The sequence below is a fragment of the Mycobacterium sp. genome, from assembly GCF_047975165.1.
Taxonomy (GTDB): Bacteria; Actinomycetota; Actinomycetes; order Mycobacteriales; family Mycobacteriaceae; genus Mycobacterium.
On sequence record NZ_JBKECZ010000087.1, the window covers coordinates 36196 to 52329 of the forward strand.

The following is a 16134-nucleotide window of genomic DNA, read 5'->3' on the forward strand; positions in this document are numbered from 1 at the left end:
GTGGGCGATCTCAGTATTCAAGACCTGGTTGTCGAGTACTACAGCGGCGGCTATGCCCTGCGGCCGATCAACGGTCTGGACTTGGATGTGGCTGCCGGGTCCCTGGTGATTCTGCTGGGACCGAGCGGCTGTGGGAAGACGACGTTGCTGTCGTGTCTGGGCGGTATCCTGCGGCCCAAATCGGGTGCGATCAAGTTCGAAGACGTCGACATAACGACGCTGGAGGGTCCGGCGCTGGCGGAATACCGCCGGAACAAGGTCGGGATCGTATTCCAGGCGTTCAACCTGGTGCCAAGCCTGAGCGCACTGGAGAACGTGATGGTGCCGCTGCGGTCGGCCGGAAAATCGCGTCGCGAATCACGCAGGCGGGCAGTGGAATTGCTCGAACGGGTCAATCTCGGCGACCGCATGAAGCACCGGCCGGGTGACTTGAGCGGTGGCCAGCAGCAGCGCGTCGCGGTCGCGCGGGCGATCGCGCTGGATCCGCCGCTGATCCTCGCCGACGAACCGACGGCGCATCTGGATTTCATCCAGGTCGAGGAGGTGCTGCGGTTGATCCGCGAGCTCGCCGAAGGCAACCGCGTGGTGGTGGTGGCGACCCACGACGCCAGAATGCTACCGATGGCCGACCGGGTCGTGGAGTTGACGCCGAACTTCGCCGATGCGGAACGGCCACCGGAAGAATTCACGCTGAAGGCCGGTGTGTCTCTCTTCGAGCAGAGCACGATGGGTGAGCTGATCTATGTGGTGACCGAGGGTGAAATCGAGTTGGTGCACGAAATGGCCGACGGCAGCGAGGAATTGATCCGGATCTGCGGGCCCGGCGACTATTTCGGCGAGATGGGCGTGTTGTTTCACATGCCGCGTTCGGCCACTGCCCGTGCTTGCACCGACGCGAAGGTGACGGGCTACACCGCCCAGGTGTTCCGTGAGATCCTCGGCGGGAGCGGACTGGGCGACCTGATCCGCCACGTGGCACTTAACAGGGACTAGTCCGCCCGGCGACGACGGGTGACTACCCGAACCGGGCGAGCCATTCGCGCAGGCCCCTGCCATTGGGGTTGCGCCAGTGCCGACAAGCATTGTGATACACCGACGCTCGGCGGCCGCACGCCGTGCGTCGGGGTCCGTGCGGCACACCGATCGGTTCGTCCGCAGCGATCATGACGAGTCAGGGGCATTCCAGGGCAGAACGCCGGAGGCCCAGTGGGACAGCTGCTCCACCTGCTCGTTGCTGTACAGGTGGCGCGGGGGCGTGACGAACGTCGAGTAGGGCCGGCAACGGATCACCACCCGTTGCTCACGCTCGCACATTGCGGTGACGGCCGGGCGCCCCTCTTCGCCGACGGGCTGTCCCGACATGCGCCCGGCAACGGCCATCATGACGTCGATCGACAGTGCACGGTCGGCGTCGACGGTCGCGTCCGCATAGACCTGCAGGTAGCTGAATGGCCAACGCTCGTCCAGGACGCAAAGGCTGACCTTGCCGTCGCGCGCGACTACGCGGGCTTTGCCCCGGCCGGCCATGGTGGACACGAGCAGTTCATCGCCGTCGGTGGGGATGTAGTAGACGACGGACATCGCCGGTCCGTCGTTGCGGCGGCGGTAACCGAATACCGCGGTGCGGTGGGTGTGTACGAATTCCCTACGCTCGGAAGGGAGCATGTCGCGGTCGGTCGGAGGCGTGTAGGGCTGGGGCGCCAGCGGCAGGAGCATGCCGCTCAACCTACTCGCTAGTCGCCGAACCCAGCTGGGGCCGGAGCGGAAGCGCCGCCAAGGCGCGCCGCGGCGAACGCAGCCCCTTCGTCGATCATCGCGGCGTCGTTCGGGTAGGACGTGTGTGCGGCGAAGTTCATCCCGTCCGAGCACACCGGATCCTCTGGCGCGCACACCTGGATGGTCTTGGCCTGGTACAGCGGGCCGATTTCGAACGCCGGCGTGCCGAGGAACTCCATCGCTCGGGCGTTCGGCGCCCCGAACAGCACCACCGATGAGACGTGCTCGGCCACCTCGGGATCCAATGGCCTGGGCACTGTCACCGGGTCGATACCGTAGGGAACCACCGCGGAGGTGACGAAGCCCATCACCGCCGCGCCCTGCGAGAAGCCGCCGAGCACCATCTGGGTGTCGGGGCAGGATCCCACCATCGAAACCAGGTGTGTCCCAGCATCTCTGATACCTTCGATGCCGGTGGCCCACTCTTCGGTAGCCGGATAGTCGACGGCGTAGACGTCCAGCGATTTCCCGGGGACACGCGGGAGTAGCGCGTCGACGAATGCCTGACCCGTCGGGCCCACGCCGGGGTCCTCGTCGGTGCCGCGGGCGAACATCACGTGGACGTCGGGGCAGGGTGCGGCGGATGCGGTAGGGGTGGCGGAGGTGATGACGGCCGAACTGAGGCCAGCGGCAACGGCGGCCACGGAACCTAGAATGCGAGCGATCATGGTATCTATAGTCCCCCCATCAGGCGTGTGCGAAACCCCAACGCGCATAACGATGGCTAGAATTTTTCCATAACGTTTCGCGACGCCGAATTGCCCGCCGCGACCATTGCGCGCGTGCTCCTGCAAGGCAGGCCCTGGCCGGTACCGGGTGCGGCGGCTACCTGCTACCCGGCGAGGGTGCTGATCGCGGCACGCAGTTTCGCTGCGGCCTCGTCGGCAACGGGTTGCAGACCGGCTTCATCCATGACGGCGACCATCAGTTGCGGATCCATCGCCTCGACAAGGATCCCGCCGCCGGAGGTGTTGGCTCGCACCACAACATTGCAGGGCAGCAGCTGGCCGATCCGCCGGTCGGAATCCAGGGCGCGGGAGGCCAGCGACGGGTTGCACGCGCCGAGGATCAGGTAGTCCTCCATGTCTTTGTCGATCTTCTGTTTGAGCGTGGACTTGATGTCGATGGTGGTCAGCACTCCGAAACCTTGCTCGGACAGTGCGGCGGTGGTCTTTGCGACCGCGTCGTCGAAGGATGTGCGCAAGACGGTGCTCAGGGCACAGGTGCCCGGCGGAGTCGATGACATGGTGAATCCTTCCTCTCGTTCAGGCCAGGGCCAGGAACAGCTTTTCCAGCTCCGCCTCGGTCAGTGGCGCCGAGACGCCGTGCGACGTGCCGTTGATGCAATCACGCAGACCCGACGCAACGATCTTGAACCCGGCGCGGTCGAGTGCTCGGGAGACCGCCGCGAGTTGGGTGACGACCTGCTTGCAGTCGCGACCCTGCTCGATCATCGAGATCACCCCGGCAAGTTGCCCCTGGGCGCGGCGCAGCCGATTCAGCACGGCGTTGACGCTGTCTTGGTCGCTGTTCATCGTCTGCCTCCGTCGCACTTGTCATTCACAATACCCGTGGGGGTATATTTACACAATGGTGCGGCCGCCTCACGGGTGCGCACGGGGTCGCTGCAGCTGGCTGAACTCCGGCGTGGCAGCCAATACCGCCACCGAGTCGAACAATTCTCGCCCGGCCGCGGGATTCGGCACTGTTGTCAGCACCGGCCCGAAGAATGTTTGGCCGTTGATCCGCACGATGGGGCTCCCGCCGGTCTCGCCCAGCGCCTCTTGGCCTGCTCGATGGGATTGCCGGACGGACGGATCCAAGGTGGTGTCGGCAAGCGCGTCAACGGTGGTTTGCCGAGCGTCGGCGGCGGCGAGAAGGTGTTCGGCGAGTTGATCGTCGAGGGCGGCCGACCGGTCGAAGTACTGTTTGCCGAAGGCAAAGTATGCCGCCGCAAGGCCTTCGGGGCCGACTTCGGTGCGGATTGCGGTCATCAGTCGGCCGAGTCGCTTGGAATCGTCCATCTGAGGCTGTTTTTCTGGCGGCACATCGTGCCCCTCGTTGAGGATTGCCAGGTTCATCAGCTGCAATTCGACGGCGAATCCTGCCGATCCGGCGACGCTCGTCAGCCAGCGGGCGGTGTTCCAGGAGAAGGGGCACACCGGGTCCAACCACAGTGTCACCTCGGTGGTGGTGGTCGCGGTGTCGGTGGTGGTGTCGGCGGCGGCGGTGGTGCTGCTGGTGGTGGTGGTGTCAGTGGTGGCGGTGGTGCTGGTCGCCCTGGGGTTCATTCGCGTCTCCTGTAGGTCATCGCGGCGGGGACGAGTACCGCCACTGTATACCATAGGGGGTATGGTATCGAGCCGGGTTCCGGATGGGCCGCTGGGCCGCTGGGCCGCTGGAAGCTGCGCCGATGGGCCGGCGGGCCGGCGGGAGCCTGGCCTGACTTCGGACACGGTCTCCGAGATTCTGCTTCGTTGGGTCTTTGACCTGTGGGTTTGCGTGGTCAGTTGGCCTGTTTGGGGGACCAGACGGCTAGGTTCGTGCGGTGGCGTACGTGGTGAAGGCGCGCACGACCTCGCGCGCGGCGGTGGTGAATCGCTCCGGGGCGATTCAGCCCGCTTGTTCGCGAGCGTAACGCCAGGGCGAAATCTGGAGCGCGAAATCGCAGCCACGTTACGCTCGCGAACGACTCGCACTCACGTCTGGGTACTGAGCAAAATGTCCGAATTCAGGCCCGGCGTTGGGGGCTGGCGCAGCCGCTTCGGCGCCGTGTTCCTGCCCCGCTTACTGGCAAAATCAACCGAATGGGGAATATATTGCGAGACAGTGTGGTTAGCCGTGAGACGACGATATAAAGAAGGCGCACACCGATTGTCGTGTGATGCGCCCGACGCGCGCGGCGAGCTGTGCTCCATCTCACAGGTCGCATGTCGTGATGTTCACCCGATCGCGACAACTCCGTAAGGTTGACCGATTCTAATTGAGCTGGACAACGTTTCATTGACCGCCTGTACGAATACGAGTGACCAGTTCAACCCAATTCCATCAATGCCCGTCGCAGCCGGAAAGGATAAACTGTGACCACCATGCAGAGTTGGATCAACAAGAGTCCCCTGGGTGTCGACATCCTCTTGCCGATGAGGGCGCGTGCCGGACATGCCGTGGATGCAATGCTGCGCGCACGGACACCGCGCCGGATACCCGGTCCGCGCCACCGGTCGCCGACGTCGTGCCCGACGCAGTCGGGGATCCTGATGGAGCCGGGTATCGAGCGCTGCTGACCCGCGCGTCGGCGGCAGCTATTGGGTGTCGGTGGGCCAGCGGGTACCGTCGACTCATGGCGCTCCCTGAACCAGCACACGATTGCGCGGCTCTCGTCACCGGTGCGTCATCGGGAATCGGCGAGCAGTTCGCGCACATACTCACCAAGCAGGGCTATCAGGTTGTGCTGATAGCCCGCAGCGCCGATCGTCTCGCCGAGATCGGTGGCCGACTGGGGCCACAAGCCCACGTCTTGCCCGCCGACCTGTCCGACCGCGCAGCGCGCAGGGACCTACCGTCCCGCGTTGCCGAGCTCGGTCTGGTGCCCGAAATCCTGGTCAACAACGCCGGGTTGTCCACGCTGGGAGTTGTCGCCAAGGCCGACCCCGAGCGGGAACTCAACCTGGTGGAGGTGGATGTCGCGACAGTCGTCGACCTGTGCAGCAGGTTCCTGCCCGGAATGGTCGAGCGCAAACGCGGCGCCATCCTGAACGTGGCGTCGACGGCAGCGTTCAGCCCGTTGCCGGGGCAGGCCGCCTACGGTGCGGCGAAGGCATTCGTCTTGTCCTACACCCATAGCCTGCGCGGTGAACTGCGGGGAACCGGCGTGTCCGTCACCGCGCTGTGCCCCGGGCCGGTGGCCACTCGGTTCACCGACACCGCGGGATTCACCGAGCAGGAAGCCGACGCGGCGCTCCCGCGGATCATGTGGAAACCCGCCGATGAGGTCGCCCAAGCCGGCATCGACGGGTTGGCGAAAGGGGAGGCCGTCGTGGTTCCCGGCTGGGCGAACCGGGTGACGTCGTCCTTTTCCCGGGTGGTGCCGCCGGAGTGGCTGCTTCCACTGCTGTCCCGCGTGCACCCGGCGATGAAACGTCAGTGAGTTTCAGGGCTGAAACACCATGATGCCGAACATGATTGCCATGCCGGCGGCCATCATCGCCTGAAGCGCCTCGACCGCCCCGCTTCGCCACCGTCCCGTTTCCCGGCGCCGGCTGACGAACCGATTTCCCCAGACGGCGACGGCCGCGGCGAAAAGGATGGTCCAGAACCAGTTTCCGGCGCCCACCCAACCCTGGGCGGCGCCGTGCGCCGAGTCGTGCGCCCCGGGCATGTGCTTCCCCGCCACGTCCATCCCGGGCGGGTGCGTCCCCGGCATGCTCGTTTCAGGCGCCGACCCGTGCGCCCCGCGCGACCCGTGCGCGCCCTGCGGACCCGATCCCGCCGGCACCAGTTGGCCGCCCATCACGGCGTACATCCAGGCCATCGCCAGCATCATCGCCACGTGATAACCGCATTTCAGCCACGCCACCCCGGGGTGGGCCGCAGCAGCGGCCGTCCCGGCGAACCACGCCGCTGCAGCCAGAAAGAAGATCTCGGCCGGGACCTCGGGCACTCGCAGACCGGCCGGCCAGGCCATCACCGCCATGCCAAGCGCCATGACGACGTGCAATCCGTTGCCGATCATCGACCTGCGGGATCGGCGGTCGGAGACGACCACGAAGCCCGCGGCGGTCAGCAGGAACAACCCGGTGACCCCGAGACGCAGCGGCAGGTCCTGGATCATCCCGGCAAGACTAGGGGGTGAGACCAGCGGGCATGTCGGTGGGCCGTCGTAAGCTGCAAGGGTGGACCACGACGGGAGGGTTGGCGCGCCTGACGCGTTGGCCGGCGGTGCCCGCGGGGTGTTGGGACGGGCTGCGGTGCTATCCGGTGGGTTCCTGGCGGTTGCGGCCGCCGTGGCGGTCTACGGCCTGCTGACCGGGCCGTCCCGCTATGCCCTGAGCGGCAATCCGTTCCCCGGCGCGTTCGTGAGCGCGGCCGAACCGGTCGGATACTTCGTCATGATGTTGCTGAGTGCGTTGTGCATGGGCGCCCTGATCGCGGTTGCGGTCACTGCCAAGCCCGAAGCGGACGGATTGCTCGACCCGGCGGCATTCCGCATACACCTTGTGGCCGAAAGGATTTCGCTGATCTGGCTGATTGCGGCCGGTGCCATGGCCGTGGTTCAGGCCGCACACGATGCCGGGGTGGGACTCCGCGCGCTGCTGGGCAGCGGGGCGCTGTTCGACGCCATCGGGGTCTCGGAGATGGCCCGCGGCTGGATCGTCGTGCTGATCTTCACGCTGCCGATAGCGGTGACGCTGCGGTTCAGTACCCGTTGGGTCAGCCACGTGGTGCTGCTCAGTCCCGCCGTCATCGCCGTCGTCGCGCCCGCGGTGACCGGAAACCCGGGACAGGGTCCAGATCACGACTTCTCGACAAGCTCGGCCATTGTGTTCGCCGTCGCTGTCACCGCGATGGCCGGGCTGAAGATGGTTTCGGCGCTCGTCCCGGTGGCGTCGACCGGTGGCATAAAGGTGTTGTACGTTGCCTGCGGTGCGCTCGCGCTGAGTTACGGCGCGATACTGCTCTACCTGCTGGTTCCGGGCTGGTCGGTGAATTCGGACTTCGCTCGCCTCGGTCTGGGCGCCGGGGCCGTCGTGGGGTTGGTGTGGCTCGTCGACTGCCTGGTCCTGTTCGGGCGGGTCCCGCGGTCGGGCGCACGGGGGACGGTCGAGAGGCTGCCGGCGGTTGCCGGCTTGGCCATGACGGCAGCCCTGGGGGCGATCGCCGCGATGGCCGTGCAGACCGCACCGCGATTCCTCGCACACCGATTCACCGGCTGGGACGTGTACCTGGGCTACGAACTGGCGCAGCCGCCGGCCTACTTCGGCGTGCTGAGCATGTGGCGGTTCGACACCTTCATCGGAACCGGCGGCGTTGTGCTGGCGATCGCCTATCTGGTGGGCTACCTGCGGTTGCGACGACGCGGCACCGCCTGGCCGGCCGGGAGGTTGGTGTCCTGGCTCTGCGGCTGTGCGGCACTGGTGTTCACCAGCAGTTCGGGCCTGCGGACCTACGGTTCGGCGATGTTCAGCATCCATATGACCGAACACATGATCCTCAACATGTTCATCCCGGTGCTGCTGGTGCTCGGAGGCCCGGTCACGTTGGCGTTGCGGGTGCTGCCGGCCGTGGGCGAGGGGCAGCCGCCGGGGCCACGCGAATGGGTGACCTGGCTCCTGCATTCGCGGGTGACGACGTTCCTGTCGAATCCGATCGTGGCCTTCGTGCTCTTTGTGGGATCGCCCTACGTCGTCTACTTCACCTCGCTGTTCGACACGCTGGTCCGCTACCACTGGGGCCACGAGTTCATGACCGTCCATTTCCTGTTGGTCGGCTACCTCTTCTACTGGGCGATCATCGGTATCGACCCGGGTCCGCGCCGGCTCCCGTACCCGGGACGCATCGGCCTGCTGTTCGCGGTCATGCCTTTTCACGCGTTCTTCGGTATCGCACTGATGACGATGGCCGCGCCGATCGGCACCTCGTTCTACCGGTCGATCGAACTGCCCTGGGTGCCGGATCTTCTCGCCGACCAGCACCTCGGCGGCGGCATCGCCTGGGGCTTGACGGAGGTGCCGGTGTTGATCGTCATCGTGGCTCTGGTGAGTCAGTGGGCGCGTCAGGACCGCCGGGCTGCGACCCGGGCCGACCGGCACGCGGACAGCGATTACGCCGAAGACGACCTGGAGGCGTACAACGCGATGCTGCACGAGCTGTCCCGGATGCGCCGCTGAGCCGGTGATACCGCGCGGGCCGGGGCGGCCGTGGACCCTCGTCGACCGCCCCGCCGCCCGCCGAGGTGATACCGCGCGGGCCGGGGCGGCCGGCAGCCGACCGCGCACTACCGGCGACCGGGCCCGGCGCACCTCGACCGCCGGGGACCGTCCTCAACCCAGAACACCGTCCTCAACCCAGAACGGTGAAGTTACCCTCGCCCTTCAACGCCGCTTGCACCTGTTCGCGGGTCAATTCGGCATTGGCCGACACGTGCACCGCCGAGGTGCCGTCGGTGTTGAGATCGATCCTGACTCCGGTGACCGGTTTCAACGCCGTCAGGGCGGTGGTGATGGTCTCCACGCAACCCGCGCAGTGAAGTCCGTCCACGTTAAAGGTCTGTTCTGCCATGAGTTTCAAGCCTTTCCGGCGCCGAAGTTGCGTAGTCGCAGACTATTGGACACGACGAAGAACGACGAGAACGCCATTGCCGCCCCCGCGATCAACGGGTTGAGCAGACCCGCAGCTGCTATCGGTATCGCCGCGATGTTGTACCCGAAGGCCCAGACCATGTTCATTTTGATGGTCCGCATCGTGGCCCGCGCCAGATCCAGGGATAGCGGCACGATGTCAAGATCGTCGCGAACCAGGATGATGTCGGCGGCGCCGATCGCGACGTCGGTGCCCCGGCCTATCGCTAATCCCAGATCGGCCGAGGCCAGGGCGGGCCCGTCGTTGATGCCGTCTCCGACCATCGCGACTGTTGCGCCTTCGTCGCGCAGGCGTTGCACCTCAGCGACTTTGCCCGCGGGCAAGACGTCGGCGACGACGTCGTCGATGCTCAACCGGGATGCGACGGCGTCTGCGGCCAAGCGGTTGTCCCCGGTGAGCAGCAGTGTTCGCAGCCCACGGCGGTGCAGTGCGGCCACCGCGTCGGCGGCCGAGTCCTTGACGGCGTCGGCGATCGCTACCGCCGCGCACACCCGGGCGTCTACCGAAATGAAAACGACTGTCTCGCCGTGGGATTCGCCTTCGGCCCGGGCGGAATCCAGTTTCGGGTCGGCGGGGGCGGCCCGGGTGATCCAGGACGGTTTTCCCACCTCGACGGTGTGGCCGTCCACGATTCCGGACACGCCGCAACCGGCGACCGCGGCAAAATCGGTGACCGGCAACGGATCCGGGGACGCCGCCAGGATCGCGGAGCCGATGGCGTGTTCGGAGGCGGCCTCGACGGCCGAGGCGAACGCCATGACCTCGGCGACGTCGCATCCCTCGACGGCGGTGACGTCGCGCACTGTCAACGTGCCGACGGTCAATGTCCCGGTTTTGTCGAACACCACGGTGTCGATGCCGTGGACGGTCTCCAAGGCCCGATAGCCCTTGATGAAGATGCCCAACTGGGCGCCGCGCCCGGAGGCCACCATCATCGCCGTCGGGGTGGCGAGGCCGAGTGCGCAGGGGCAGGCGATCACCAGGACTCCGAGCGTCACCGAGAATGCGCGTTCCGGGCCGGCGCCGGCGATCAGCCAGGCCGCACCGGCCGTCGCGGCAATGGCGAAGACCGTGGGCACGAACACCGCGGAGATCCGGTCGGCGAGACGCTGGGCGCCCGCCTTCTGCGCCTGAGCCTCCTCGACGAGGCGGACCATCGCGGCGAATTGGGTGTCGGCGCCCACAGCGGTCGCCTCGATGATCAGGCGGCCGTCCAGCACGACGGTGCCACCGACCACGGCGGCTTCGGGCCGTACGCGCACAGCCTGGGCTTCACCGGTCATGGCGCTGGTGTCGATGGACGCGGTGCCCTCGACGACGACGCCGTCTGCGGCGATCGTCTGGCCGGGACGGGTGACGAAGCGCTGGCGCTTCTTGAGTTCGCCGGCGGGTATCTCCAACTCCGCGCCGTCGGGCAGCAGCACCGTGACGTCCTTTGCCCCCAGTGCGGCCAGCGCGCGCAGCGCACCCCCGGCCTTGGACTTGGCGCGAGCCTCGAAGTAGCGGCCGGCGAGTACGAAGACGGTGACCCCGGCGGCGACTTCCAGATAGATTGCGTCGCTGTGCAGGATCGCCTGCCAGACTCCGTGGGTTTCCCGCGGCGGTTTCGGGACGAAGACGGTGGCCAGCGACCAGCCGGTGGCCGCGATGATGCCCACCGAGATGAGCGTCTCCATCGATGACGTCCGGTGGCGTGCATTGCGCAGCGCGACGGAGTGGAACGGCCAGGCTGCCCAGGTGACTATCGGCGCCGCGAGGGCGGCCAGCACGAATCCCCAGCCCGGGAACCGGGTGGAGGGGACGATCGCCATCATGTTCGACAGGTCGGCCAGGGGGACGAACAGCACCGCGGCCACCAGTAGTCGCCGCAGCAGACTGCGCGCGTGATCGGCGTCGGGATCGGCCGCGGCCCGGTTCCGGCCCGCGGAGTCGTCGTGCGGAGCGGCCTGATATCCGGCCTGCTGCACGGTGTCGCACAGGTCGGCGGCCGTGACGCCGGCGGCGTCGATGGTTGCGATGCGGGTGGCGTAGTTGACCGATGCGCGCACACCAGGCACCTTGTTGAGCCGCGTTTCGACACGGGCTGCGCAGGCCGCGCACGACATGCCGGAGACATCGAGCCGGATGCGCTGCGTCGAACTCCCCTCGGAGCTCTCCACGAGCGGAATCGCCACTGTGTTCCTCGGATCTTCCTCAGGCGTTCCGGGGGCTTCCCGGGGGCCTGCCTAGCCGGTCGCCGAAACGTAAGGCCAGCGTACTTGCGACGGGCCGCCCCTTTGGGCTGGTATGGGGCTGGGGCCGGGGCCGAGGTGCGGCTGGGGTCGGGCTGCGGCTGGGGTCGGGCTGCGGCTGGGGTCGGGCTGCGGCCGGGGTGCGCCGAAGACACGGCCGGGCCGGCTACCTGGCGATCATGGGGACCAGGTAGCGGGCGGCGTAGTCCCGGACGGCCTGCTGGTCCGAGGTGTCGAGGCGGTCGGTGGGAAACACGATGATGCCGACGGCCACGCGCAACAGGATCTCGGCGATGTTGGCCAGATCGGTGTCGGGCATCTGGGCGCCGCAACGGCGAAGGGTGTAGGCGATTCCGTCGGCGAACTGCCCGATCGGGAATGCCTGCGACCGCGAGAACATGCCGAACAATTCGGGTTCACTGGCCGCCAGGCGCGAATACAGCGGCGTCCCCTCGACGAGGCGCACCCCGAGAACGAACGCTTCGATCACCGCTTCCTGCGGATTGCGGCCTTTGGTGGCGTGGTCCAGGGTGGTGAAGAAGCTCTCGGCCTCGCGGCGCACAACAGCCTCCAAGAGCGCGTCCTTGCTGGCGAAACGGCGGTAGATGGTGCTGCGGCTGACGCCGGCCCGGGTGGCGACGTCCTCGATGTTCGCCCGACGAACGCCGTAGGTTTCGAAGACCGTGCGTGCCGTATCGAGGATGACGCGTTCGAGATCACCGGGTTCGGTGTCGGCGGTGTCGGGTTCGGGCCCTGTCTTCGGTGGCATGGGCGCGAGTCCTTTCGGGTCCGGGGGAGTCCTGACGCCTGGTGATCCCTTGGGGTCGAGCGTGCCGTTCGGCGCGACGATTGTCACCACCAGACTGTCATCACCTCCAATCGCGACACCGATTGCATCGTGCGGCCCGGTCCCGTAACCTATCGTGAAACAAAGGCACAGTTTTGTGTCTCTGCGTCACAGTCGATGCGGGCCGATCACAGGGGGTTCCCTATGACTACCGAACAACAACTCGATTTCGCCGACGGAATCCGCGAGGCGGAGCCGATGATGGTTGACGAGATCGACGAGTCCGCGCCCGTGCTGGGCCCGGATTCGCTGATCTGGAAGTTCTACGGAGACGTCCGCACCCAACTCTTCGGCTTCCAGCGCACCGCCGGTACCGAGAACTGCATCGAACAACTCGGCCAGGGCGTGCTCGACCACTCGGTGGTCTTCAGCGACACCATCGGCCGGGCGAAGCGGACCGGTCCGCCGTTGATGAGGACGGTCTATTCCGAGGACCCGCACGGATGGGGCCGCACCGTTCGCGATTTCCACAAGAACATCAAGGGCTCCATCAGCGACGGCTCGCGGTACCACGCGCTCAACCCGGAGCTGTTCTACTGGGCGCACGCCACCTTCATCGACCAGGTGCTCTACAACACCGACACCTTCATCCGGCGGCTGACGCACGAGGAGAAGGAGCAGATCTTCCAGGAAAGCCGGGTGTGGTTCCGCCTCTACGGGGTCAGCGACCGCGGCCAGCCGCAGACTTACGACGAATTCGTCGCCTACTGGGACGGCATGCTCGACCGGTTCGTTCCGCACAAGACGGTCCTGTACGGCACCGGCTACATCCGCAAAGGCATTCCCGCCCCGCGCAGAATCCCGGGCCCGATCTGGAAGATCCTGTCGGCTCCGGTCAACGCCTACACCCGCCTTGTTGTCGTGGGGACGTGCCCGCCGCAGATGCGCGAGGTGTGCGACTTGGAGTGGAACGACCGGAAGGAGAAGCGGTTCCAGCGTTTCGCCGCCGTCGTGCGCGCGGCGAATCCGCTGATCAACAAGCTGCCGGTGCGTTTCATCTACACACCCTGGGCCACCGAAGCCTGGGCGCGCGTCGGGGTCGACCCACGCCGTCGGCACAACTCGCCGGCGGCTTAGCGGGTTTCGCAGCCCGGGTGGGCCGCGCGGGTTCGCAGCCCGGTTTCGTCGGCCGTCATAACCGGCGCGTGCCTGGCCCCTGGCCCCTGGCCGCTGGCCCCTGGCCCCGGGCCGCTCTCCGCCCCCGCCCCCGCCCCCGCCCCCCCGATTCGCGCTCGCATCGGAGTCGGCGCGACAGCCCGGCCGCAACGGCTGACAACCGCCGATCAGACGATAAGGTGACCATGGGTCATAGTCATGGTCAATAGGACGGCACGCAACGAGGAACGCAGCCCATGAATCCGGTGATGCAGGCTTTCGATCAGGCCGTGAGCAGATTGGCCAACCCCGCGCGGGTCGCCGACGCCGACAGGCTGCGCAAGGCGGCATCCGGCAAGACCGCCCTGATCACCGGCGCCTCGTACGGCATAGGTGAGGCGACCGCGCGCAAGCTCGCCGCCGCCGGGGCGACTGTCCTGCTGGTAGCCCGTTCGACAGACCGTCTGGACGAGGTGGCCGCCGCAATCAACGCCGGCGGCGGAACCGCGATCGCCTACCCGGCCGATCTCAGCGATGAGGCCGCTGTCACCGAGCTGACCAAGCACATCAACGAGGACCATGGCGCGCTGGACATCGTGGTGAGCAATGCGGGTATATCGATGCGGCGGTCGCTGCGCGACCAGTTCGACCGGCCACACGATTTTCAGCGGACCATCGACGTCAACTATCTGGGGCCGATCTGGCTGCTCCTGGGGCTGCTGCCGCTGATGCGCGAGGCGGGACGCGGACACGTGGTCAACGTGTCCAGCGTGGGGGTGCGGGTGGCACCGGGTCCCCAATGGGGTGCGTACCAGGCTTCGAAAGGGGCTTTCGACCGTTGGTTGCGCAGCGTGGCCCCGGAACTTCACGGCGACGGCGTGGACGTCACGACGATCTACTTCGCCCTGGTGCGCACCAGGATGATCGAGCCCACCCCGCTGCTGGGGAGATTGCCGGGTCTAACCGCGGACCAGGCGGCCGACGCCGTCGCCAAGGCGGTCATCGAGCGACCCCGCACCAGTGAGCCGCCGTGGCTGTGGCCCGCCGAACTGGCATCGGTCCTGCTGGCCGGGCCGGCGGACATCGCGGCCCGGCTGTGGCACCGCAGGATTTCTGCGGATTCCGCCGGGGCCGCTTCGGACACCGGAGAGCGGGCATGATGGCTGTGTTTGACAGTGTGCTGCCGGCGGCGACTCGCGGTGCGTTGTCGTCGGGGCTGCTCGGTCTGCCCGGCCCGCCGGCGGTGTTGCGGTTGGTGCGGGAGGCCGGCCGGGGCCGAGTGAACCTGTACACACTGCTCGCGATTTCGGCCGCGCGATGGCCGGAGCGCTCGGCGATCATCGACGACGAGGGTGTGCTCAGCTATCGCGAACTGCAATCGACGACCGAGGCACTGGCACGCACGCTGGTCGATGACGGCGTCGGACCGGGCCAACCGGTTGGGATCATGTGCCGCAACGGGCGGAATTTCGTCGCGGCGGTGTTCGCCACCGCTTTGGTGGGGGCAGACGTTGTGCTGGTCAACGCCGAATTCGCCGCCGACGCCCTTGCCGGCGCACTCGAGGCGCACTGCGTGCGCACGGTGCTCTGCGACGATGAATTCGTCCAATTGCTAGACCGGACGGCCGAGTTCGTCACGACCATCGACCCGCAACGGCTCAACGTTGCCGGTGGCAAGCGGCCCGCCGTCGCCCGATCCGGCCGAATCATCCTGCTGACCTCGGGCACCACCGGCCTACCCAAAGGGGTGTCGCGAACCCCGATGATCACCGGGGGCCTCGGTGTCGGAGCGAGCCTTCTCGACCGCACCAAACTGTGTGTGGGCACCCGAACGGCCATGGCGGCCCCGATGTTTCACAGCCTGGGCTTCGGCATGCTGCTACTGACCGTGAGCCTGGGTGGGACCGTACTGACCCACCGGCGCTTCGACGCCGAAACAACGCTGGCGCAGGCATCGCTGCACCGGGCCGACTCGATGTGCGCGGTGCCGATCATGCTTTCCCGGATCCTGGACCTGGAGCCGCCGGTACGAGATCGCAACCCGCTGTCATGCCTTCGGGTTGCGATATCCAGTGGCGACCGGCTGAGCCCGGCCCTGGCCCGCCGATTTATGGACGCCTACGGAGAGGTGCTGTTCAACCTCTACGGTTCCACCGAGGTCGGCATCGGCTCGTTGGCGACTCCTTCGGAGTTGCGGCGGTTTCCGGAGACGGTGGGCAAGCCGGTCGCCGGCTGCCCGGTTCGCATCTACGACCGCTGCGGACGGCGGGTCGGCCCGCGTGTCACCGGACGCATCTTCGTCGGCGGCGGCCTGAATTCGGAGCACTATGCCGGCGGCGACGGGAAACCGGTTGTCAGCGGGATGGTGGGTACCGGCGACATGGGCTATCGCGACGACGAGGGCCGGTTGTACATCGTCGGACGCGAAGACGACATGATCCTTTCGGGTGGGGAGAACGTCTATCCGCGTGCGCTGGAGAACGCCCTGTCGGGCCATCCCGATGTAGCCGAGAACGCCGTGATCGGTGTGCCCGACGAGCGGTTCGGCAACCGGCTGGTCGCGTTCGTGGTATTGCGTCCGGATTCCGGTACCGACGCTCGATCGCTGCGAGAATACCTGCGGGGCAGAGTGTCCCGGTTCGAACAGCCCCGCGATATCAACATTGTCGACACCATTCCGCGCAATCCCGCGGGCAAAGCGGTGCGTCGAGAGCTCTCGTCTGTCGCGAGCGTAACGTCAGTGCGATAAAACGCCCCGGAATTCGCTCCCACGTTACGCTCGCGGTTTTTTTGGGGGGCGGCGCCCCGCACTGGCGGCCGGCGGCC

General features: G+C 67.0%; 16 protein-coding genes. 7 read left to right on the forward strand and 9 right to left on the reverse strand.

Annotated features, from left to right (window positions below):
• A complete protein-coding gene (locus tag ACK5M9_RS08705) occupies window positions 1–993 on the forward strand; it encodes an ATP-binding cassette domain-containing protein (RefSeq protein ID WP_416892771.1) in 993 nt (330 codons plus the stop codon).
• 168 nt (window positions 994–1161) lie between these two features.
• Here ACK5M9_RS08705 and ACK5M9_RS08710 read toward each other — a convergent pair whose 3' ends face one another.
• The 5 genes from ACK5M9_RS08710 to ACK5M9_RS08730 all read right to left on the reverse strand — a co-directional run bounded on the left by ACK5M9_RS08710 (window position 1162) and on the right by ACK5M9_RS08730 (window position 3959).
• Window positions 1162–1716 carry a pyridoxamine 5'-phosphate oxidase family protein gene (locus tag ACK5M9_RS08710; protein ID WP_416892772.1) on the reverse strand — a complete coding sequence of 185 codons (555 nt, stop codon included), beginning with the start codon at window positions 1714–1716 and terminating at the stop codon, window positions 1162–1164.
• Window positions 1717–1733: 17 nt separating this feature from the next.
• Entirely contained in the window at window positions 1734–2444 is a 711-nt protein-coding gene (locus ACK5M9_RS08715) for a cutinase family protein (protein ID WP_416892773.1), read from the reverse strand.
• 164 nt (window positions 2445–2608) lie between these two features.
• On the reverse strand, window positions 2609–3022 hold the full coding sequence (locus ACK5M9_RS08720; RefSeq protein WP_416892774.1) for a DUF302 domain-containing protein: 414 nt from the start codon (window positions 3020–3022) through the stop codon (window positions 2609–2611).
• A 19-nt stretch (window positions 3023–3041) separates the two neighbouring features.
• Window positions 3042–3311: a metal-sensitive transcriptional regulator gene (locus ACK5M9_RS08725; protein WP_416892775.1), complete on the reverse strand. Its 270-nt coding sequence runs from the start codon at window positions 3309–3311 to the stop codon at window positions 3042–3044.
• 69 nt (window positions 3312–3380) lie between these two features.
• Complete coding sequence (locus ACK5M9_RS08730) at window positions 3381–3959, reverse strand: hypothetical protein (protein ID WP_416892845.1); 579 nt, start codon at window positions 3957–3959, stop codon at window positions 3381–3383.
• Window positions 3960–4856: 897 nt separating this feature from the next.
• On the opposite strand from ACK5M9_RS08730, the gene ACK5M9_RS08735 reads away from it, so the two are divergent.
• Window positions 4857–5060, forward strand: a complete 204-nt coding sequence (locus ACK5M9_RS08735) for a hypothetical protein (protein ID WP_416892776.1) — start codon at window positions 4857–4859, stop codon at window positions 5058–5060.
• A gap of 56 nt (window positions 5061–5116) precedes the next feature.
• The gene (locus tag ACK5M9_RS08740; protein WP_416892777.1) at window positions 5117–5923 is read left to right on the forward strand and encodes an SDR family NAD(P)-dependent oxidoreductase; all 807 of its coding nucleotides are present in this window, start codon (window positions 5117–5119) and stop codon (window positions 5921–5923) included.
• Between the two features lie 3 nt (window positions 5924–5926).
• Here ACK5M9_RS08740 and ACK5M9_RS08745 read toward each other — a convergent pair whose 3' ends face one another.
• Window positions 5927–6607 (reverse strand): DUF5134 domain-containing protein, encoded by a 681-nt coding sequence (locus ACK5M9_RS08745; protein WP_416892778.1) that lies wholly within the window; start codon window positions 6605–6607, stop codon window positions 5927–5929.
• Between the two features lie 97 nt (window positions 6608–6704).
• On the opposite strand from ACK5M9_RS08745, the gene ACK5M9_RS08750 reads away from it, so the two are divergent.
• Window positions 6705–8663, forward strand: a complete 1959-nt coding sequence (locus ACK5M9_RS08750; RefSeq protein WP_416892846.1) for a cytochrome c oxidase assembly protein — start codon at window positions 6705–6707, stop codon at window positions 8661–8663.
• A 172-nt stretch (window positions 8664–8835) separates the two neighbouring features.
• Here ACK5M9_RS08750 and ACK5M9_RS08755 read toward each other — a convergent pair whose 3' ends face one another.
• From ACK5M9_RS08755 to ACK5M9_RS08765, 3 genes are all read right to left on the reverse strand, one after another.
• A complete protein-coding gene (locus tag ACK5M9_RS08755) occupies window positions 8836–9033 on the reverse strand; it encodes a heavy-metal-associated domain-containing protein (protein WP_416892779.1) in 198 nt (65 codons plus the stop codon).
• 26 nt (window positions 9034–9059) lie between these two features.
• Window positions 9060–11309: a heavy metal translocating P-type ATPase gene (locus tag ACK5M9_RS08760; protein WP_416892780.1), complete on the reverse strand. Its 2250-nt coding sequence runs from the start codon at window positions 11307–11309 to the stop codon at window positions 9060–9062.
• Between the two features lie 223 nt (window positions 11310–11532).
• The gene (locus tag ACK5M9_RS08765) at window positions 11533–12135 is read right to left on the reverse strand and encodes a TetR/AcrR family transcriptional regulator (protein ID WP_416892781.1); all 603 of its coding nucleotides are present in this window, start codon (window positions 12133–12135) and stop codon (window positions 11533–11535) included.
• Between the two features lie 222 nt (window positions 12136–12357).
• On the opposite strand from ACK5M9_RS08765, the gene ACK5M9_RS08770 reads away from it, so the two are divergent.
• The 3 genes from ACK5M9_RS08770 to ACK5M9_RS08780 all read left to right on the forward strand — a co-directional run bounded on the left by ACK5M9_RS08770 (window position 12358) and on the right by ACK5M9_RS08780 (window position 16057).
• Window positions 12358–13290 (forward strand): oxygenase MpaB family protein, encoded by a 933-nt coding sequence (locus ACK5M9_RS08770; protein ID WP_416892782.1) that lies wholly within the window; start codon window positions 12358–12360, stop codon window positions 13288–13290.
• A 275-nt stretch (window positions 13291–13565) separates the two neighbouring features.
• On the forward strand, window positions 13566–14468 hold the full coding sequence (locus ACK5M9_RS08775) for an SDR family NAD(P)-dependent oxidoreductase (protein WP_416892783.1): 903 nt from the start codon (window positions 13566–13568) through the stop codon (window positions 14466–14468).
• Window positions 14465–16057, forward strand: a complete 1593-nt coding sequence (locus tag ACK5M9_RS08780) for an AMP-binding protein (RefSeq protein WP_416892784.1) — start codon at window positions 14465–14467, stop codon at window positions 16055–16057. The genes ACK5M9_RS08775 and ACK5M9_RS08780 overlap by 4 nt, the downstream gene beginning before the upstream one ends.
• The last annotated feature ends 77 nt before the right edge of the window (window positions 16058–16134 follow it).